20 protein-coding genes and 2 pseudogenes are annotated in these 19,935 nt (G+C 55.3%); 11 read left to right on the top strand and 11 right to left on the bottom strand.

From position 1 onward, the window contains the following. Positions 1–145: 145 nt before the first annotated feature. The 6 genes from rsfS (at position 146) to RC74_RS07850 (ending at position 5,712) form a co-directional block, all read left to right on the top strand. Positions 146–598, top strand: coding sequence for a ribosome silencing factor (gene rsfS, locus RC74_RS07875; protein WP_369754866.1), 453 nt, complete (start codon positions 146–148; stop codon positions 596–598). A gap of 9 nt (positions 599–607) precedes the next feature. Continuing rightward, positions 608–1,078 (top strand): 23S rRNA (pseudouridine(1915)-N(3))-methyltransferase RlmH, encoded by a 471-nt coding sequence (rlmH, locus tag RC74_RS07870; protein WP_039001755.1) that lies wholly within the window; start codon positions 608–610, stop codon positions 1,076–1,078. 59 nt (positions 1,079–1,137) lie between these two features. Further along, positions 1,138–2,670, top strand: a complete 1,533-nt coding sequence (gene gpmI, locus RC74_RS07865; protein WP_039001754.1) for a 2,3-bisphosphoglycerate-independent phosphoglycerate mutase — start codon at positions 1,138–1,140, stop codon at positions 2,668–2,670. Then, the gene (locus RC74_RS07860; RefSeq protein ID WP_039001753.1) at positions 2,667–3,800 is read left to right on the top strand and encodes a murein hydrolase activator EnvC family protein; all 1,134 of its coding nucleotides are present in this window, start codon (positions 2,667–2,669) and stop codon (positions 3,798–3,800) included. Before gpmI ends, RC74_RS07860 begins: the two co-directional genes overlap by 4 nt. 6 nt (positions 3,801–3,806) lie before the next feature. Beyond that, on the top strand, positions 3,807–5,144 hold the full coding sequence (locus tag RC74_RS07855) for a S41 family peptidase (RefSeq protein WP_039001752.1): 1,338 nt from the start codon (positions 3,807–3,809) through the stop codon (positions 5,142–5,144). 76 nt (positions 5,145–5,220) lie between these two features. Then, complete coding sequence (locus RC74_RS07850) at positions 5,221–5,712, top strand: RNA pyrophosphohydrolase (protein WP_039001751.1); 492 nt, start codon at positions 5,221–5,223, stop codon at positions 5,710–5,712. Between the two features lie 255 nt (positions 5,713–5,967). Here the strand turns inward: RC74_RS07850 and RC74_RS23520 are convergent, their stop codons facing one another. From RC74_RS23520 to RC74_RS07835, 4 genes and pseudogenes are all read right to left on the bottom strand, one after another. Further along, positions 5,968–6,246: a hemerythrin domain-containing protein gene (locus RC74_RS23520; RefSeq protein ID WP_335339583.1), complete on the bottom strand. Its 279-nt coding sequence runs from the start codon at positions 6,244–6,246 to the stop codon at positions 5,968–5,970. Positions 6,247–6,262: 16 nt separating this feature from the next. After that, entirely contained in the window at positions 6,263–6,619 is a 357-nt protein-coding gene (locus tag RC74_RS23515) for a DUF542 domain-containing protein (RefSeq protein ID WP_335339582.1), read from the bottom strand. After that, a complete protein-coding gene (locus tag RC74_RS07840) occupies positions 6,616–7,200 on the bottom strand; it encodes a UbiX family flavin prenyltransferase (protein WP_039001750.1) in 585 nt (194 codons plus the stop codon). Before RC74_RS07840 ends, RC74_RS23515 begins: the two co-directional genes overlap by 4 nt. Continuing rightward, positions 7,197–8,622 (bottom strand): annotated as a pseudogene (locus RC74_RS07835) (UbiD family decarboxylase). Before RC74_RS07835 ends, RC74_RS07840 begins: the two are co-directional and overlap by 4 nt. Before the next feature lie 228 nt (positions 8,623–8,850). Between RC74_RS07835 and RC74_RS07830 the strand changes: the two are divergent. Continuing rightward, positions 8,851–9,381 (top strand): flavodoxin domain-containing protein, encoded by a 531-nt coding sequence (locus RC74_RS07830; protein WP_039001749.1) that lies wholly within the window; start codon positions 8,851–8,853, stop codon positions 9,379–9,381. A gap of 201 nt (positions 9,382–9,582) precedes the next feature. Here the strand turns inward: RC74_RS07830 and RC74_RS22935 are convergent, their stop codons facing one another. Then, the gene (locus RC74_RS22935; protein ID WP_236940075.1) at positions 9,583–10,116 is read right to left on the bottom strand and encodes an IS630 family transposase; all 534 of its coding nucleotides are present in this window, start codon (positions 10,114–10,116) and stop codon (positions 9,583–9,585) included. Continuing rightward, positions 10,023–10,508, bottom strand: a complete 486-nt coding sequence (locus tag RC74_RS22930) for a helix-turn-helix domain-containing protein (protein WP_052275035.1) — start codon at positions 10,506–10,508, stop codon at positions 10,023–10,025. The genes RC74_RS22935 and RC74_RS22930 overlap by 94 nt, the downstream gene beginning before the upstream one ends. A 153-nt stretch (positions 10,509–10,661) precedes the next feature. On the opposite strand from RC74_RS22930, the gene RC74_RS07820 reads away from it, so the two are divergent. Beyond that, positions 10,662–11,909 (top strand): MFS transporter, encoded by a 1,248-nt coding sequence (locus RC74_RS07820; protein WP_039003786.1) that lies wholly within the window; start codon positions 10,662–10,664, stop codon positions 11,907–11,909. Positions 11,910–11,923: 14 nt separating this feature from the next. Here RC74_RS07820 and RC74_RS07815 read toward each other — a convergent pair whose 3' ends face one another. After that, a complete protein-coding gene (locus RC74_RS07815) occupies positions 11,924–13,033 on the bottom strand; it encodes an MFS transporter (protein WP_082802413.1) in 1,110 nt (369 codons plus the stop codon). A gap of 258 nt (positions 13,034–13,291) precedes the next feature. Between RC74_RS07815 and RC74_RS07810 the strand changes: the two genes are divergently transcribed. The 3 genes from RC74_RS07810 to RC74_RS07795 all read left to right on the top strand — a co-directional run bounded on the left by RC74_RS07810 (position 13,292) and on the right by RC74_RS07795 (position 15,083). After that, the gene (locus RC74_RS07810; protein ID WP_052275034.1) at positions 13,292–13,702 is read left to right on the top strand and encodes a hypothetical protein; all 411 of its coding nucleotides are present in this window, start codon (positions 13,292–13,294) and stop codon (positions 13,700–13,702) included. Then, on the top strand, positions 13,699–14,307 hold the full coding sequence (locus RC74_RS07805; protein WP_039003784.1) for a TetR/AcrR family transcriptional regulator: 609 nt from the start codon (positions 13,699–13,701) through the stop codon (positions 14,305–14,307). The genes RC74_RS07810 and RC74_RS07805 overlap by 4 nt, the downstream gene beginning before the upstream one ends. 305 nt (positions 14,308–14,612) lie before the next feature. Then, positions 14,613–15,083: a DedA family protein gene (locus tag RC74_RS07795; protein WP_039003782.1), complete on the top strand. Its 471-nt coding sequence runs from the start codon at positions 14,613–14,615 to the stop codon at positions 15,081–15,083. Between the two features lie 30 nt (positions 15,084–15,113). Here the strand turns inward: RC74_RS07795 and RC74_RS07790 are convergent, their stop codons facing one another. The 4 genes and pseudogenes from RC74_RS07790 to RC74_RS07775 all read right to left on the bottom strand — a co-directional run bounded on the left by RC74_RS07790 (position 15,114) and on the right by RC74_RS07775 (position 19,911). Then, entirely contained in the window at positions 15,114–16,160 is a 1,047-nt protein-coding gene (locus RC74_RS07790; RefSeq protein ID WP_039003781.1) for an AI-2E family transporter, read from the bottom strand. Between the two features lie 109 nt (positions 16,161–16,269). Further along, positions 16,270–17,118, bottom strand: coding sequence for a DUF296 domain-containing protein (locus tag RC74_RS07785; RefSeq protein ID WP_052275033.1), 849 nt, complete (start codon positions 17,116–17,118; stop codon positions 16,270–16,272). Beyond that, on the bottom strand, positions 17,115–18,743 hold the full coding sequence (locus RC74_RS07780) for an acyl-CoA synthetase (RefSeq protein ID WP_039003780.1): 1,629 nt from the start codon (positions 18,741–18,743) through the stop codon (positions 17,115–17,117). Before RC74_RS07780 ends, RC74_RS07785 begins: the two co-directional genes overlap by 4 nt. After that, positions 18,740–19,911: pseudogene (locus tag RC74_RS07775) on the bottom strand (acetyl-CoA acetyltransferase). The gene RC74_RS07780 and the pseudogene RC74_RS07775 overlap by 4 nt, the downstream one beginning before the upstream one ends. Positions 19,912–19,935: the final 24 nt, after the last annotated feature.

Here is a 19,935-nt window from a genome sequence, read left to right as displayed (position 1 = left end):
TAGCACCAAAATTCGCGCTTTCCCGCCCCGATTAAGCTTTGTGGTGTTGCTAATCCCGCGCCAAAGTCCTATGACCCCGCGTCTTATCATTGAGATTTAACATATGCGGTGTTATCTTTAGACGATACATGCATCGGAGGGTCCGGTGCGCATTACGGAGGACAGGAATCTGTCTCACTCTTCTGACACTGCCAACGGCGACAAACCCGTTAAGGCAAAGAAAAAAACAGCATCCGAAAGTGCCGCTAGTGAAGCTTTGCTCGCGCTCATTTTGTCGTCTTTAGAAGATGACAAAGCTGAAGACGTTGTAACAATCGATCTTGCGGGCAAGTCTGAAATGGCCGACCAAATGATCGTGTGCTCGGGTCGCTCCTCGCGCCAAGTCTCGGCGATTTCCGAGAAGCTCGCGGATCGTATTAAGCAAGAAACCGGCTACATTTCGAAGCTTGAAGGCAAAGGCCCCGGCGATTGGGTTTTGGTTGATGCTGGCGACGTGATTGTGCATGTGTTCCGCCCTGAAGTGCGCGAATTCTATCAGCTTGAAAAAATGTGGCAGGCTGGCGTTCCAGGCTCAAGCGATCCAACCTCTTTGACATAGGTTTCAAGGATGCGCGTTCATATCTGTGCTGTTGGCCGCATGCGGGCGGGGCCAGAACGCGCCCTTTTGGACGATTACCTCACCCGATTTGAGCGTACGGGTCGCGCCCTTAGTCTTGGGCCCGTCACGGTGCATGAGGTCGAAGACAAAAAGGGGATGGGCTCCGATGCAGAAGCCGTCCTTCTGGAACGCGCCCTGCCCCAAAATGCGCTAATTGCGATTATGGACGAACGGGGCAAGGTGATGCCAAGCCCCGATTTCGCCAACACTCTCGCGCAATGGCGCGATGACGGACAAAGCGACGTGGCCTTTATTATCGGTGGTGCGGACGGCATTGCGAGATCCCTGCGCGCCAAGGCCAATTTTCGCCTATCCTTTGGCGCTATGGTCTGGCCGCATATGTTGGCGCGCGTTATGCTCTCTGAGCAGCTGTATCGCGCCGCGACAATCCTTTCGGGTAGCCCTTACCACCGCACATGACCTTGCTCTTCGCAGGGCTGCGGATTAAACCTAACGCAAATCCATAAAGCGAGAGAGCCATGTCCGCGAAAACGATAGCAAAAAAACCGATTGTTCTTTGTATTCTTGATGGTTGGGGACACCGCGACGAAACCGCGAACAACGCGCCAGCGATGGCCGCGACACCGAATTTCGACCGCATCATGAGCGAAAGCCCGCATGCGACCCTGACCACATACGGACCCGATGTGGGCCTCCCCACGGGGCAGATGGGCAATTCGGAAGTTGGGCACACAAATATCGGGGCCGGACGCGTGGTGCCGATGGACCTTGGACAAATTGACCTTGCGGTTGAGAATGGAAGTTTCGCCCAAAACAAAGCCCTGCGCGGATTTATCGACACCCTAAAAAACAACGGCGGCACCGCGCATTTGATCGGTGTCATTTCGGACGGCGGCGTGCACGGGCATCTCAACCACGTCGTCGCGGCAGCCAAAGCGGTCAGCGACGCAGGCGTGCCATGCGTCATCCATGCAATCACCGACGGGCGCGATGTTGCACCTAAATCGGCAGATCACTTTATGGCCGAATTTGTGGCCGCCCTGCCCCAATCCGTCCAGATCGGCACGGTTTCTGGACGCTATTACGCCCTTGATCGGGACAACCGCTGGGAACGCGTTTCCAAGGCCTATGGTGCAATAATAAACGCCACGGGAGAAGCCGCAAACACAGCCATCGAGGCTGTCTCCGAGGCTTGGGCGCGTGGCGAAACCGACGAATTTATCTTACCGACCGTCATCGCGCCCTATGTGGGCGTTCGGGATGGCGACGGGGTTTATTGCCTCAACTTCCGCGCAGACCGCGCCCGCGAAATTCTTGCGGCCATTGGACAACCCGCCTTTGATGGATTTGAAACTGGACCTCGACCCACGCTTTCGAGCTACCTTGGGATGGTCGGTTATTCCGATGACCACACCACCTATATGGACGTCTGTTTTCCCAAGGCAAACCTTGTGAACACCCTTGGCTCTTGGGTCGCCCAAAAGGGTTTGCGCCAATTCCGCCTTGCCGAGACTGAAAAATACCCACATGTGACGTTCTTTTTGAACGGTGGCAAAGAAGAGCCGGAAATCGGCGAAGACCGCTTCATGCCCCAGTCACCCAAAGTCGCGACCTATGATTTGCAACCTGAGATGTCGTCCGTCGAGGTCACAGACAAATTCGTCGAGGCCATCAACGCGGGCTATGACCTCATCGTTACCAATTACGCGAACCCCGATATGGTCGGCCATACGGGCGATTTGGCGGCAGCGATCAAGGCGTGTGAAGCAGTGGATCGCGGCCTAGGGCGCGTACTTGAGGCATTGGAGGCCGTTGGAGGCGCTATGATTGTTACGGCGGACCACGGCAATTGCGAAACCATGGTCGACCCCGTGACTGGCGGCCCTCATACGGCCCATACAACCAATCCCGTTCCCGTCGCCCTGTTTGGGGCTCCTGAGGGCACTCAACTTCGGACGGGTCGCCTTTCCGATCTTGCGCCAACGATCCTCGATCTGATGGGGCTTGATCTCCCGCCAGAAATGACGGGCGAGACGCTGATCATTCGATGAAAACCCTGCGCATCATAGGCTGCCTTTTGGCATTGGGCATGGCCACGCCTTCGATGGCGGAGGTTGATCCTTCGCATGCGGCACGCCGCGCGGCCCAACAAATCAGCACGGCAACCTTGGCGTTAGACGACGCCAAAAGCGCGAGTGATCGCGTTGCCGCCCTGACCGAAGCAGTACAAGCCTTTGAAGCGGGCCTTGAAGCCATGCGCGAGGGCCTGCGACGTGCCACCATTCGCGAACAGGCCATTGCGCTTGAATTTGAAGCCCGCCGCGAAGAAGTCGCCCAGTTGATTGGAGTTCTGCAATCAATGGAATCGTCGCCGACGCCTCTCTTACTGCTCCACCCCTCCGGCCCCCTTGGAACCGCGCGCTCTGGGATGATCCTGTCGGACGTAACACCAAGCCTTCAGGCGAACGCCGAAGAATTACGCGCCCGCCTTCAGGAAGTTGCCCTGCTGCGTTCGCTTCAGGAAAGTGCCGTGCAATCGCTTCAGGAAGGGCTTTTTGGCGCCCAAGACGCGCGCACCGAATTATCGCTGGCGATTTCGGACCGCACAGATCTACCGCGCCGCTTTGTTGAAGACCCTGAGCGCCTGCAAAGCCTGCTCGAAGGCAGCGAAACACTTGAAGCCTTCGCCACGGGGCTGGTGCAAGGCGTCGACGCCGCGCCTTTGGTCATCATGGATTTCGAAGCCATGCAGGGAAACCTCAACCTCCCCGTCTTGGGGCGCGTCTTGAGAAAGTATGACGAAGCCGACGCCTCGGGCATCCGTCGTCCCGGTTTTTTGATCGCGGCGAACCCTCTTTCCGTCGTTACATCTCCGGCTCCGGCGACCATTCGCTATCGCGGTCCGCTGCTTGACTACGGAAATGTGATCATTCTGGAGCCACAAGCGGGTTATCTTTTGGTCATAGCTGGATTAAGTGAGGTATATGGCGAAGTCGGCCAAGTGGTTCTGACAGGGGATCCGTTGGGTCTCATGGGCGGTAACGCGCCTCAAGCGCAAGAGTTTTTGCAGAAAACGCGCAATGGGAGTGGCGCTTCTCGTTCGGAAACGCTTTATATGGAGTTACGACAGGGCAAATCCACGCTGGATCCCGCCCCGTGGTTTGCAGTGACAAAGGAATAGGACAATATGAAGAAATTCTTTATGGCAGCAGCCGGTGGCTCGCTTTTGGCCGTTTTGGTGACAACACAGCTTGCTGCCCCTCTTTTGGCACAGGAAACTGAAACGAAATCTTCGGTCTATGAGCAGCTCGACTTATTCGGCGCAGCTTTTGAGCGCATCCGCGCACAATATGTCGAAGAAGTTGACGAATCCGAACTTATTGAAGCCGCGATCTCCGGGATGCTTACATCCCTCGACCCGCATTCAAGCTACCTACCCCCGACCGATTTCGACGACATGCGTGAACAAACCCGCGGCGAATTTGGCGGCCTTGGCATCGAAGTGACCCAAGAGGAGGGCTTCGTTAAAGTTGTCTCTCCGATTGACGACACACCAGCCTTTGAAGCGGGCGTCGAAGCCGGCGATTTTATTACGCACGTTGATGGCGAAAGCATTCTTGGCCTAACACTCGACGAAGCCGTTGAAGCAATGCGCGGTGAAGTTGGCAGCGAAATCATCATCACCGTCGTGCGCGAAGGCGAAACAGAACCCTTTGATATTTCCATCATCCGAGACATCATCAAGCTTACAGCCGTGCGTTCGCGCACCGAAGGCGACACCGTCGTTTTACGGATCACAACCTTCAATGATCAAACATACCCCAATCTTGCTGAAGGGATCAAAGAACAGGTCGAAGAGGCTGGCGGTATTGAAAACGTAAATGGATTTATCGTCGATTTGCGCAACAATCCAGGTGGCCTCCTCACACAAGCGATCCGCGTCTCCGACGCCTTCCTTGAGGCCGGAGAAATCGTTTCAACTCGTGGCCGCGCTGCCGCAGATGGCGAGCGCTTCAATGCGACCGCTGGCGATTTGGCTGAGGGCAAACCAATCGTTGTCTTAATCAACGGTGGCTCCGCTTCTGCCTCCGAGATCGTCGCAGGAGCCCTCCAAGATCACCGTCGTGCCGTCGTTGTCGGCACCAAAAGCTTCGGCAAGGGATCTGTTCAAACGATCATGCCCCTCAAAGGTGACGGTGCCATGCGCCTGACAACGGCACGGTATTACACACCGTCTGGCCGCTCAATCCAAGCTCTCGGCGTGTCGCCAAACATCGTTGTTGAACAGCCCCGCCGCGACCCAGCAGCCGTCGAAGAAGAGGAAGAGGATACACCTAAGCGTCGCACAGAAGAAGACCTGCGCGGTAGCCTCTCCAATGACTCGATGACAGACGATGAGCGTCACCTCCTGCAAGAAGAGCAACAAGCTGAAGAAGACGCAGCCAAGTTGCGCGACGAAGATTATCAGCTTTCCTACGCCATCGATATCCTGCGCGGACTTACCGCCTTGAGTGGCGAAAAGTAAGCTTGAGAACACAAATTTCGGGGCAGTGGTTTCAAAGCCGCTGCCCCGTTTCTTTTCTAAATGCAAAGTGCTGACCATGACCAAAGCTACCCAAGACGACCGCCCCTATCGCCCCTGTGTTGGCGTCATGCTGGTCAATAAAGACGGTCACATTTTTGCAGGGCAACGCAACGACCGCCCCGAATCTGAGCCGCCTGCTTGGCAAATGCCTCAAGGAGGCGTTGATAAGGGCGAAGCGCCAGAAGTCGCTGTCCTAAGAGAGCTTTGGGAAGAAACCGGCGTGACCGAAAACCTCGTAACGATTGAGGCTCAAACCAGTGAATGGCTCCCCTACGATTTGCCGCTGGAACTGTCCCAACGCCTCTGGAAAGGCAAATATCGCGGCCAAGAACAGCTTTGGTTCCTAATGCGGTTCAACGGAACGGATGCCGATATCAACATCCAAACCGAACACCCCGAATTTTGCGAGTGGCGCTGGATGGCACCCGATGAGTTGCTCCAATCGATCGTCCCCTTCAAACGGGATCTCTATGATCTTGTTATGGCCGAGCTTCGCCCCAAAATTTAGGTTTCCCTTCGGTTGAGGCTGTATGGCAACGCATTTGATTGCGCCCTGTCTCCAACTCCAATCGCGGCTCGGCTGAATGTGATTGAGATATTCAGAACCATAAATTTCAGTATATCCGCCGGATGACAACCAGCTTCTCGGTGGCGGCTGCATCGTGGAAATCAATATCGACAAATCAAACGCATAAACAAATGCGCCCACGCCACGAACCGGACTATCTTCGCCCACAAAGCCTCGGCCCATAGCGTGTGCAGGTTATGCCGCGTGGCCGTCAAACCGTGGAAACAGCTCAGTTTCCTCCAGATGAATATGCGCCACAAGATCGTCGCCCAATTTGCGCACTCCAGTGTAAAGCGCCGTCCACGAGCCACAAGCGCCTTCGGGTAGGTTCAACCCATGGCTGGCATGCTCAATCCCCCGCAAAAGATCAGTGGATTTCTCATGGTCGCGGCGCATAACTGCGAGTGGAGCAGCGAGCGCGGCGGCATTCCCTTCGCGCATCAAAGGGAACAAAACCTGTTCCTCTTTCTGCATATGGGGGTCCAATTCGTCATACAAAGCGATCAAGCCCAAGCGGAGCCTCTTCGTGGTCGCCATGCACGGTTTCCACACGTTGCGCCAAGGGGATTAGGCTCTCCAATTCGCGGCGATGGGTTTCATGGTAGCGTTCCAACAGATGGTCGATCAGAGCCGCTGTTTCGCTTGGTGCATCGCGGTTCGCGGCCTCTTGCAACGCCATAAGTTGCGCCAACAAAGTGTCAGCGTTCAATCCTTGGGCGTCCGCAGCCTCAGCCAACGGCATCTTGCCGCCGCAACAGAAACTGATGCCTGCTTGGCGGAACAATTCGGCGGCACCGGGCATCTCGGCGGCAAAATCGCGCACTTGTGTATCTAGGGATATTTTCATTTTGGGTCGTCTCCGATTGAGGGAGCCCAGGCTTTGGCTTGGGCAGGGGCGAGTCGCAACAAATCAACCGCGCGCGCGGCGATTTGGGTGGTGATGTCTTGGGTGGTTTGGGGGCGCAGGTAAAACGCGGGCACGGGCGGCATAATGATACCGCCCATTTCGGTGACCGCGGTCATATTGCGCAAGTGGGCCAGCGTCAGCGGTGCTTCACGCGCCAGCAAAATCAATGGGCGGCGTTCTTTGAGTTGCACACTGGCGGCGCGGGTCGGCAGGTTGTCATCGAGGCCCTGCGCAATCGCGGCAAGACTGCGCATCGAACAAGGCGCGACGATCATGCCCGCAACGGAGTAGGAACCGGAAGCAATGGTTGCCCCCAGATCGGCGACCGGATGTAGGCGGTCTACCAGAGCCACCAGTTCGGCTTGTGCGTTAGGCCCGATTTCGAGCTCCAAAGTGCGTTCCGCCATCCGCGAGAGCACCAAATCAACCTTAATACCGGCGCAGTGCAGAACCCTCGCAGCTTCCAGCGCCAAAGCCGCGCCTGACGCTCCAGAGACGCCCAAAATCACCCTTCTGGTCATCGCGCACCGCCCAAATACCGCGCAATCAATTCGGTGGCGCGCGCCTCGTGTTCCGGATCAATCGCCATCACGCGGCCCCATTCACGCGTGGTCTCGGCGCCGATTTTATTCGTGGCATCAATGCCAAGCTTGCCAGCCAACCCGTCACGGGGTCTGGAGAAATCCAGATAGTCCATTGGCGTATTTTCGAGCACAGTCACATCACGAGAGGGGTCCATGCGGGTCGCCATGGCCCACGCAACGTCGTCCCAATTGCGCGGGTTAATGTCTTCATCCACCACAATAATTGTCTTGGTATAAGAGAACTGCGCCAGCATTCCCCAAAGCGCCATCATGACGCGCTTTGCTTGACCGGGATAGCGTTTGGAAATCTGCACCACAGCCATCCGATAGGAGCAAGCCGCGGGCGGTAACCAAAGGTCGCGGATCTCGGGAATTTGTGCGCGGATGACAGGCAGGGCGAGGGTATTGAACACTTCGCCAATTACCGACGGCTCATCAGGAGGGCGCCCCGTAACCGTACTCAGATAGAGTGGATTGCGGCGATGGGTGATCGCGCTGATCCGCAACACAGGGAATTTTTCGACCGAGTTGTAATAACCGGTGTGACCGCCAAACGGCCCCTCTGGGGCGAAATCATTGGGGTGAACCCAGCCTTCGATCATAATTTCCGCATGGGCGGGCACCAAAAGCGGTACGCTGCGGGCGGGAACAAGTTGCGTGCGCGCCGCGCAATACGCCCGAAAACATCAATTCCGAGATGTTTTCGGGCAGAGGCCGCGCCGCAGAAAGCAGCATTGCAGGGTCCGCTCCGAGGGCAATTGCAACTGGCATCGACGCACCAGCTTGCGCCCAGCTGCGGGCATGGGCCGCGCCGCCGCGATGTGCCAGCCAGCGCAGAATTAAGCGATCTGCTCCAATAACTTGAGCGCGGTAAACCCCCAAGTTATACTGTGCCAAACTGTCCAGCGTCGTGCCATAGGGCCGCGTGATGACAACCGGCCATGTGATCAACGGCCCCGCATCCTCGGGCCACGGCGTTTGGAGGGGGATCATGTTCATATCAATCGGCGCGTCAATTTCTTGCACGGGTGCTGTGCGCAGAAGTTTCGGGCGTGTCGTCAAGGCCGCGAGAAAGTCGCCAAAGGCAGGAACCTCATCAAGCGCAAGTCCTAGTCCGGCAGCGACACGTTCTGGGGTGCCGAAAAGATTGCCGATCACGGGCATGGCAGACGCAGTATTCTCCGCTCCGATGGCAGCATCAAAGCGCAAAACCGGACCCTTGGCGCGCAACGCGGCCATTTGCACGGCGGTCATTTCATGTTGCAGGTTGATCTTGTCAGGGAGGCAAAGAAAATCGCCCTTTTCCTTGGTCCAAGCAAGGAAGGCACGTAGATCAATAAAGGTGGGTAAACTGCGGATATCGGACCCCAAGACTGCTTGCGATGTCCCTATCAACCCTGCCCTTTCTTTGATTTGACGTTGGTCAACTCTGGTCAAAATATTTAGCCCGTGCGGATGGCAGCGATAGGTAAGGTCATAATTAATCACCCACATTTGATTTCGGACAAGGCCAGCCGAGCGTGACACTGATACCGTTTGAGGGGCGCTGATGTTTGAGCGCCGCGACTAGAGATAAGGAGAAACCGAATGTCGGTACTTATTCTGTTTGCATCTCTCGAAGGGCAGACTCGCAAGATTGCTCGGTTTGTAGAAGCCGAAGTGCGCAATGCGGGGTATGAGGCCACGTTGGTGGATGCATCTGACAAGATGGCGGAAGTAACGTTTGCGGGGTTTGATACTGTCATTTTGGCCGCGCCTGTCCATGAGCGTCGGCATCCCCCGAATTTTGAACTGCTGTTGACCGCAAGCCAAGACTCCTTGGCGGCCCGTCGCACATTTATGATCTCCGTCAGCCTTGGCGCTGCATTTCCCGAGTTAATCGAGGAGGCGCAGGAATATTTGATTGAAATGAAATTGCGAACTGGTCTTGAGCCAAATGCAGAGTTGCTCGTTGCCGGAGCAGTGCACCCCAGCAGCTATGGCTATTATGAAACCCAAATACTGCGGCACGCGATCTTGCGTCATCAGGCAATTGATCCACGCAAGGAAGACCGCGAGTTTACCGATTGGGACGCGCTGTCGAAGGCCATAACGGAGTTTGTTTCTACTGCTACGTGAACCGTTGCTTGCGCGGGTTCGAGGGGTATTCGTATTGGTCAGCTGACTTGGTGAAATTCTACTATACAGCGGCTACTGCACAACCCGAACGTTGCGATGTGAGATGATGCGGAAGTTATCAGTTACTTGATCTCGAAAGTTGCGCCACTTTTTTGGGACGACCCCTCGCATAAAGTTCAAGATTGGGTTGGCGAAGTGTTTTTACGTTGGATAGTGCCGATTATGGGTGACGTGGCTGTGCATGATGGCCCAGAGCCTCTCAATGGGATTGAATTGAGGGCAATAGGGCGGCAGTTGGATCAGATGAATGCGACAGTTTTTGCGCGACAGGAACGCTCTGACATTGGGGCCTTTGTGGTATGGGGCATTGTCCCAAATGACGTGAATGATACGTTTGTCAGGGTTTCTGGCCTCAATTTTGGCGAGAAGCTGAACGGAGCTGACCCCATCGACGGTGGTTGGTTCAACGAAGGGCGCGTCAAAGGTTTCCAGGTTCAGAGCGCCGTGAATGTTCACGCGCCCAGATGTCGTTTGGATGGCGGGATTTGACCCTTTGCGAGCCCAACCATGGCTGGGTTTGCTTTGATATTCCGGATGAACTGCATCCGAGAAGTCGACGGCCTCGTCGGCAGGCAAGTTATTCAGTAGGTTCGTATGAAATGCGATGAATGCGGCCTGCTTTTCAACGTCAGCCACACGGGGCAGCGCCTTTGGTTTGCGATACTCGAACCCCAGACGGGCCAGAAGCTTGATGCAGCCAGAATGAGATAGTGGATGTTGAATTTTGCACCCATATAGGCTCTGATCTGCGCCGTTGAACGGCAGAACCGTTCCTCAAGCCATTCGCTCAAATCCGCCTCATGAGCAATCGTCATCCGTGACTGCCCGCCTTTCCACCCATCGTAGGCGACGGCCTCCCAGTCCTCAGCCAAATATTGCTTGTGCCAGCTGCGCACCGTGTCGTCGTCCAGAAACAGAACCTTTACGATTTGGGCACATGACATCCCATCATTCAGCAGCGAAAGCGCATTCGCCCGCCGCGCAACCCCGTAATCCTCACGCTGGCGCTTCACGCAGGATAAAAGCTCAAGGCGGTCTGCAGTGGTAAGAAAATTAGGGCGGATCATAAAGACACCTGAAACTCATTCGCTCAGTCCACCAATGCAAAAGTCGGGTGTTCAAAAACGCCGAGTATAATTCGCACTCCGCGTCATAATAATTCATCACAGCACACAATCCCTCTTGGATTGCGCAAACAAAAGCGGCAAGTTCGACCTGACATGCGATTGCTCATCTCTTTTGCCGCCCTTTTTCTCTCGGTTATTTTGCTACAACTTTCGTCCGGCGGCGTGGGGCCTCTTGATGTATTATCTGGGCTAAAACTTGGCTTTTCCAAGCAAGAAATCGGGATGCTTGGCTCGGCTCATTTTCTGGGATTTTTCATTGGCTGCTGGTGGGCACCACGCCTGATGGGCAACGTGGGTCACTCGCGCGCGTTTGCCGCTTTCACGGCCAGTGGTTCCATTGGCTTGATGGCACATATGATGGTGCTGGATCCCTACGCGTGGGCCTTGATGCGCGTGGCCTCAGGGCTTTGTGTGGCGGGATGCTATACCGTGATCGAAGCGTGGTTGCAGGCGCGAGTCACCAATGAAACACGCGGCCGCACGATGGGGGTGTACCGCGTCGTGGACATGACGGGATCGCTGGCGGCGCAAATGATTATCGGAATCCTGTCCCCCGCGTCATACATATCCTACAACCTGCTTGCTATCCTCTGTTGTGCGGCCCTTTTGCCCCTGATGCTGACGCGCACGGCGGAACCTGAAACCCCCAGCCGCGCCCGTTTACGTCCACGTCTTGCGATTGATTGCTCGCCCTTGGCCGCGGCGGCGGTTGTGGTCGCGGCGCTTTCAAGCGCGTCCTTTCGTATGGTCGGCCCGATTTATGGTCAGGAAGTCGGATTGAGCGCAGGCCAAATCGCTTGGTTTTTGTCGGCCTTCGTGCTCGGCGGGGCACTGGCACAACTCCCCGTCGGATGGCTGGCGGATAAATACGACCGCCGCTGGGTGCTGGTTTGGCTATCCTTCGCCGCGATGCTCAGTTGCGGCATTACGATTATGGCCTCGGGTTTGGGGACGACGGGGATCATGCTGTCCGCGGGGCTTTTTGGCCTCACGACCTTTCCGATTTATTCCGTCGCGGCGGCCCACGCGCATGATTTCGCCACCTCCGAGGAGCGCGTCGAACTCTCCGCCGCACTGATGTTCTTCTTTGCGCTTGGGGCTATCTTTGCGCCCTACCTCGCCTCGGTGCTTATTGACGATTTCGGTCCCAAGGCTCTGTTTCTGATGATATTGGTCGGGCACGGCGTTCTGATTATCTTTGGCCTCGCACGCATGCAAGTGCGTCCCACCAAGGGCGCGCGCACGCCTTATATCTATACGCCGCGCACCTCTTTCACGGTTGGGCGGTTGTTTCGCCGCCAACGCGACGGCAGCCTAGAAAACCGCGATCCGAGTGAGTAGACATCCCAACCCAATCAACGCATGCGTAAAAGATGTTTCGCCAAGATAAAGCTCAGTGCAAGCGTGGGGAGGAGCAAGGCGAAGGCGACATTAAGCGAGGTTGCCTCTGCGACAAAACCAATCATGGGCGGTCCAACAAGGAAACCGCTGAGTGCGCCAAAGGTCATCACCGATACGTTTCTCGCCTCTCCCTCATCCCCAAGAGCTGCGCTGGCACTTATGCCCAGAGGAAAGATCGTGGACACCCCTAGCCCGACAAAAGCGAAGCCCAAAAATGACGCGTCCGGTCCCAAGTTGAGCGTCAAAATGACAAGTCCCAAAATGGCGGAACCAATGCACATGCGCGCCAGCAGCATCGCTCCATATCGGTTATTTACTGCGTCGCCAATAAACCTCCCTGCCGTCACGAAACCGGCGAAAATGGTCACCGCCCAGCCCTCTTTGCCAGCAATGATCTCGGCAACATCGCGCATATAGACGGTCGACCAGTCAATCATTGCGCCTTCGACAATTGTTGCGCCAAAAACAATGGCAACAATCGGTAGAAGCGCTTTTGGAAGCGGTGGTTTGGCCTGCGCGTTTTCTGTGGTCTCCTGTTTCGGCGTAATCCGTGGCAAAATATAGGCAACGACCATCAATAATGGCAAAAGCAGCAAGCCCCCCCATTGCAAGCTTTCGGCCACCGTGAAGCCAAGCCCTGCCATCTGAACACCAATAAAACTGCCCGCCATAACGCCGAGGCTCCAAAAACCATGCGCTCGGTTCATGATGGATGTCCCAAGCGTTTTCTCCACCCGCGCGGCAAAGACATTCAAGGCGACCTCAGTAAACGCAATGAGCGCCCCGAGCACGAAAAGCGCCATGAACAACGATCCCACACCCGTCGCGAAACCTGGGAGAACACCTGCGATCAGCATGAGGGGAAATAACCACAAAAGGGTGTGTCTTGGGCCGATGCGATCAACGACGTGGCTGGCAAAATAGAGAGAGGGCAGAAGCCCGATGGGCATGCCCAGCAAACCAAGCGCCAAATCCGAATTGCTCAGGGCCAAGCCTATCTTTATTTCGGCGACATTTGACAGCCAAATGCCAAACTGGATTGGCTGAACAAAAAATACAGCCATGCATAACCAGACCATGTGTCTAGGGGTTACTTTTAGCAATGGACATCTCCTTGGGCGGTCGCCGAAATTCAATCAGTAGAAAGAGCAGAAATCTGCCCGCGAGCGTTACCACATGCGTTTTTGAAACAGTAGGGTTTCTCAACATAAGATTGAGGTGGAAGCCGTTCTGTCCTGATTTTGGGGAAAGTTGGTGTCGAGGTTGAAACGCGAGACGCTCCCTATTAGTTATAGTAGTATAACTAATAGGGAGGATATCCAATGAATAGCCATCTAACAGTTCCCACTTCACCTTTTCGCGGGCAAAAGTTCATAGCGGTAGTCGCCATGTTATTTGGCGCGTTAACCCTGTTTTCCGCAGGCAATGTCTTGTTTGGTTCCATGGCCTCACAGGCGTGGGCGGGCAATTATGTCGGATTTGTCGTTTGGTTCAATTTCCTAGCAGGGGCGGCCTATATTCTGGCCGCGATCGGCTTGTGGCAGGGCACACTTTGGGCGGCGCGTCTGTCAGGCTTAATCGCAATCGCAACGGCAGGGGTTGCCTTGGGGTTTGCGTTTGTGGTCTTGCTCGGCACCCCGTTTGAGATGCGCACAATCGGCGCGCTGGTCTTGAGATTTACCTTTTGGGCTGTGATCGCCGTCGTCGCAACGCGGGCCGTGAAACGGGGATGAGCAAGCGCAAATCCTCCGAAGATCGCAAGATGCAAATTCTGACGACGACCTTGGATCTTGCGTTCGAAGTTGGTCCGGATCATGTGACAACCGGCATGATCGCCAAGCGGCTTGGCCTGACACAGCCTGCGGTTTATAAGCACTACCCCAAGAAGGAAGACATCTGGTGGGCCGCCACCCAAACGCTATGTGCGCAAATCCGCGAAAATACCCTTGAGGGACAGCAGTCAGAGCGGTCCCCTGTAGACAATCTGCGACATCTAATTTTGGGGCATCTGCAACTGGTGACCCAAACTCCGGCGTTGCCGGAAATCATGGTGACCCGCGACCCAACTGGCATTTTAACCCAAGCGCGGCGCGCCATCCAATCAGAGGTTGTCGCGTTTCGCGCCGCCTTGATCCGCTCCTTTGAAGTGGCTCAAACTCAAGGACATTTGGGCGGTACATTGCGCGCAGAGGACGGTGTGATGCTACTATTCGGGATCATCCAAAGCCTTGTGTTGCGCCTCATCTTAACCCGAGACGCCACCCACCTTGTGCAAGACGGTGCGCGTCTGCTTGATCTGCAACTGTGCCTCTTCGCGGACAAAGGGATTACAACATGAAACCGCTTTAAAATTGGCCTTTGTTACCCATACAAGCGCCGCGATCGGCGCGGAACATGGTGTTTGTGTTGATCCGGAGTTGAGGGGCCCGCCCAGAAAATACCGAAAAACAGGTTGGATTGTGATGGATACTCTGGACATTCAACAAGGGCCGACCCAACATGTGGCGAACGGAAAAGCCGTGCGTATTTGAGACATGGAGAGTCACTATTAGTGTAGAAAGTTGGATATCCAATTACGGCCTTTTTGCCGTCTTTTTGGGCAGTATTATCGAGGGTGAAACCGTCGCCATTACAGGGGGCATCATGGCGCATCACCATCTCCTTTTGCCTTGGCAGGTGGCGTCGGTGGCTATTTGCGGTGCCTACTTGTCGAATCTATCGGTGTTTTTCTTGGGGCGGCGCTATCGCGGGCAGTCGCGCGTTCAGTCGATCCTAGCGAACAAACGACTCTCGGGGATGTTGCAGAAACTCAATAAGAATCCCGCCCGCTATGCGTCCATTTTTCAGTTCATACCGGGCATGCGGATTGTCGGCCCCATCGCGTTGGCCCAATCGGAAATCGGAACCATGCAGTTTGCCGTGCGCGCTGGCATTTCTGCGTTGATTTGGGGGGTGGTATACACTGTCCTCGGTAGCGCCGTTGGCCAACTGCTGGGGCGTGTTTTTGGGCATGTGTTGCATACCAAATATGTGCTGATTGCGGCAGGTCTTGTCCTGTCCGCTATTTTTCTGCGGGCGATTTGGAATCATTTTCGCAGCGTAAGCGACCACTAAACTCGCAACGGAATGCGTTAAGTCCAGCGTCTATTCTTCGACACGGTCCGCCAGTAGCACTGCAATAAAGCGGGTAGACGCAAAGCTGGCAAAAATAATTGCGATCACCGAAGTCAGCGGGACAGCCAAAATAGCGCCGGGAATCCCCCATAGCCCCGTCCAGACCGATAAGGCAATCAACACGATCACCGGACTTAGATTGACTTGCCGCCCGATAAAGCGCGGCTCAATGACATTGCCCATGATAAATTGCGTCGCCGTCAGGAAAAACGTCAGGGACAACGTATGGGAAAGGGAGGCGAATTGCGCAAACGACAGGATAACGGGAAAAAGAACGCCGATATAGGAGCCAACATAGGGGATATAGTTTAGCAATCCGATCATCACCGCCCAAAACAGGGCGAAATCTGTGCCATGCGCCCAGAGGATAAGAAAGGAGATCACCCCGAGCACAACATTGATCAGTGTTTTCACCGCCAAATAGTCGCTGATTTTAGTATTAATTTCGCGAATGACGCGCTTGGCCATTTGGGCCTGATCGGGGGTGGAAAAGACCGCCGCGAGTTTCTTTTCAAAGTTGGAACGTTCGCTCATTAAAAATGCGGCATAAATCACAATCAAGAAGACAGTGAGGCCAACATTGGTAAATCCCCCTAATAGGCTCAAAAAGACGACGCGCAGATCAAAGGCGTCGATCGTAACCGTGCGAATTCCCAGCCAAAGCTCCTGATGATCCAACTCAAATCGGGCCGCAATGCTCTCAAGGAATGCGTCCATATTGGCTTCGTAGACGGGGGCAACGGCGGCGATTTCACGAATTGTGGCGGCGGCGACGATCGCAAGCGTAATGACGGCAGCGGCAAAGACCGACAGTACACAAAATCGTAGGAAAGGTAGCGGCAAACGGCGCAGCAAAACCTGGCGGTGCAGCGCATTTGAGGTCGAGATCATTACGTAAACCGCAAAGAGACCCGTCACGACTGGTAATAAAATCGGACGTCCTATAAACAGAAGCCAGCCGATGGAAAGGGTGAGAAACATCGCGAGAGCCAGATTTAGAAGGGGCGCGTCTTTCATGAAAAGGTATGTCTCCTGACAGTCGTCACATAATTTTCAACGTTATGACGTTCACGGCCCAAAAGGTATCCTTTATGCGAAGAATTAGAAAATACCACCCAGCGCAGAATTAAGCGCGGCGCAAAACGATTTCAGCGGTGATTGAAATTGGTGCATCGCCGCTTTTCACTGTGCCGCTGAAGATATCTTTCTGAATGTCCACGGCGGAGAGGTTGACGCTGGCCTTGCCGTTTACCAACTTACCCGAGCTTATAATGAACTCGGTTATGGCGCTGTGCATGGGCGGCGCGTCTTGGAACCGCGCGCCGTTGGCGCTGCCAAGGCCCATAATTTCACCGTCCGAAATCCCGAAGGCACGGGCGGTTTCTTCAATGGCACCGCAAAGGTCCGTGTTTGGGCGCAGGGTCAGAATGACGGCATCTGGGGTCTGCACGGGCGCGCCCGTCGCACATGCGCGGAACAACTCGAAACAGGTTTCGTCATCTTGTAGGCGCTCAAACCGTCCGCCTTTGAAGCCTACTGCCTTTAAGGTCACAGGGCGCGAAACGGTGCAAATTGGGGCCAGCATATGCCCCAAAGTCGTTCCGTCAACCGAGGTCCAAACGCCGTGGCAATGGGTAAACGATCCGTCGCCGTAATGCCCAACCGACATTCCGCCCATATCCACGCGAGTCTCGCCCTTTGGCTCATAGGTTTCGCTATACCATGCGACACGCGTACCGTCGGGGGATTTGTCCGGCATAACAAAGGCGTAAGGATCGGAAAACAGGCCGCTCACATCGACCCATGCTCCATCACATCCCGCCGCCGCAACCGCCGAGCAAATGGCGGCTTCGACTTGCTGCCCCGCCTCTAGTTGAATTTCCAGATCATAGGCCTGTACGCCAACAGCTTCGATCCGTTTGGGATTTACGGGGCCAGGATGGACCATGGGTGGATTTAGCGCAGTAGTTTTCATGCGAAGGTCACCTCACCCAGCAAACCGCGTTGCTCCAACGTCTCGCGAATAATCTTTTTGGTGATTTTGCCATAGGCAGATTTGGGCATTTCCTCGATGAGAATAAAGCGCTTGGGCATTTTATAGCTCGAAATTTTCGGTTTGAGCCATGCGTGCAATTCTTCTGCTGTGGCTTCGGAGCCTTTGCGCAAAACACAGACCGCAATGCCAACCTCGCCCCAGACCGGATCAGGCACGCCTAGGACTGCGACTTCGCTAACGGCGTCATGAGTGAGGATTTTCTCCTCGATCTCGCGGGGGTAAATATTGGACCCGCCAGAAATATACATGTCGGATTCCCGACCTGTGATGAAAAGATAGCCATCAGCATCAACATAGCCCAAATCCCCCGTGCGGAACCATCCATCGCGGAAGGCTTTGGCGTTGGCGTCGGGATTATTGTAATAACCCGCAAAAACCGCAGGGCCGATCACGCAAATCTCGCCTTGTTGCCCTACTGGCATTTCACTGCCGTCACTGGCTTGGATGGAAATCTCGATGCCCGTGCGGGGGTAACCACAACTCCCGATCCGCATGTCTTCATCGTCTTCGAAATGTTCCGACGGCGGGAGGACCGTAATGTTTCCAGTGACTTCGCCAAGGCCAAAATATTGTACCAGCACTTTTCCCAGAACCGACAAAGCATATTTTTGATCCGAGCGGTACATCGGCGCGCCCGCGTAAATCATCTGCTTTAGCGAGGAGATATCATATTGGGTCACACTGTCATGTTCGACCAGCATCTTAACGATTGTGGGCACGGTAAACATATTGCTGATCTTGTGATCCTGCACGATTTTCCACGCGATTTCGGGATCAAAACGACCCGCGGGAAACAACACGGTTGCCGCCCCTGCGGCGACTTGGGTCATCTGGTGAATACCTGCGCCGTGACTAAGGGGCGCAAGGCATAGGGACCTAGCCTCATGTGTGGTCCCCGGCATGAGGTCATTCAGGTGATTGAGCAGAACAAACGCCATCTGCCCATGCGTCAGCACCGAGGCCTTGGGCCGCCCCGTTGTGCCCGAGGTAAAGAAAAACCAACAAGGATCATCGCGGTCGACGGCCGTATTTGCAACCGTCTGGCCCATATAGAAATCTACCAGCGTATCAAAATCACTGTCGCCCTTGGGGCCACCGATCACCAGCATGAATCCACGCTCTGGCTCGTCACAGGCGGCGGCGTGCTCAGGGAATTCCGCGCCGCAAATCATGCCAGTCGCGCCCGAGGATTGTGCCAGCCACGACACTTCTTCGGGGGTTTGGCGGAAATTCGCAGGCACCCAGACCGCACCCAATCGAAAACAAGCGAGCATGGATTCAAACATCTGGTTACAGTTTTGGGACTGGATTAGGATGCGGTCCCCCTTGCTCACGCCAAAACGGTCGCGCAATCCAAACGCCAGCGCATTCACACGGGCGTCCATCTGCTCCCACGTCCATTTCTCCTCGCCCCAAACCAGCGCCAGTTTGTCGCCCAAGCGCCGCGCGTTGCGGGTTAGGTGGTTGGCAAGGTTTGAAACACGGGTGGTTGAGGGGGCAATCCCGCCCCTTGGATCGCTGTTAATTGACACCCAAGTGCTCATCTTACGCGCTCCAAAACCGACATATAATTGGCAACCGCCGCGCCGCCCATGTTGAACACGCCCGCCAACTGCGGGGATTTGGCCTGAATGCCTTCGGGCGCTTCGCCCGCCAGTTGCATCGCCGCCATGATGTGCATGGATACGCCCGTCGCCCCGATGGGATGCCCTTTGGACTTCAATCCGCCAGATAGGTTTACCGGAAGGCGACCATCCTTACGGGTGATGCCTTCACGGATCACATTTGCGCCTTTGCCCGTTTCGGCAAGGCCCATGGCCTCATATTCCAGCAGTTCGGCGATGGTGAAACAATCGTGAGTTTCGACCAAATCCAAATCATAAAGGTTGAGATCCGCAGCCTCCAATGAAGCAGCCCAAGCCCGACGTGCCCCGTCAAAATTGGTGATCTCGCGGCGCGATAGGGCCAGTATGTCGTTGGTATGGGTGCGCGCGCGGAAGGCGATGGCACGTTTGAGGTCGGCGGCCACATCCGCAGAGGCAACAATCATCGCGGCCGCGCCATCCGAGACAAGCGAGCAATCGGTACGGCGCAGGGGGGGGCCACATAGGGGTTGCGATCAGAAACGTCGTTACATTGGGCAAAGGTCAACGCTTTTTGCATATGAGCGTAGGGGTTATGCGCGCCATTCTGGTGGTTTTTGGAGGCAATCATTGCCAGCGCATCGGAACAATCGCCGTATTTCTGAAAATACTGTTGGGCAATCCGGCCAAACAGTCCCGCAAATCCACCCGCAACATCCGCTTCTTCGCTGCGATAACTCGCCCCCAAAAGGATGTCGCCCACCTCAACAGTTGGCAGGGCCGTCATCTTTTCGGCACCAACCACCAGTGCGATTTTACCACGACCAGATTCGATAAAATCAAGCGCAGAATAGAGAGCCGCAGAACCCGTGGCACAGGCATTTTCCATCCGCACAGCTGGCGTCATGCCAAGCTCAGGCATGGCCATCCCAACCAAAGCGCCCTGAAAATCCTGCTTGGAAAAGCCGTTATTCATGACGCCGACAAAAATACCGTCGATGTCCGCTGCGCCAACACCCGCATGTTCAAGCGCCGGGGCGATGACTTCGGCCATCAGGGTTTCAGTATCTGGCGCAGTGGATTTGCCAAAATGGCTATGCGCCCAACCAACGATTTGTGCTTTGTTCACGTACCTTATCCTCCGTTAAATACT

Source organism: Falsihalocynthiibacter arcticus, assembly GCF_000812665.2.
Lineage (GTDB): Bacteria > Pseudomonadota > Alphaproteobacteria > Rhodobacterales > Rhodobacteraceae > Falsihalocynthiibacter > Falsihalocynthiibacter arcticus.
Note: the sequence above shows the minus strand (reverse complement) of the source record. Positions and strands in the feature narration are given on the sequence as shown.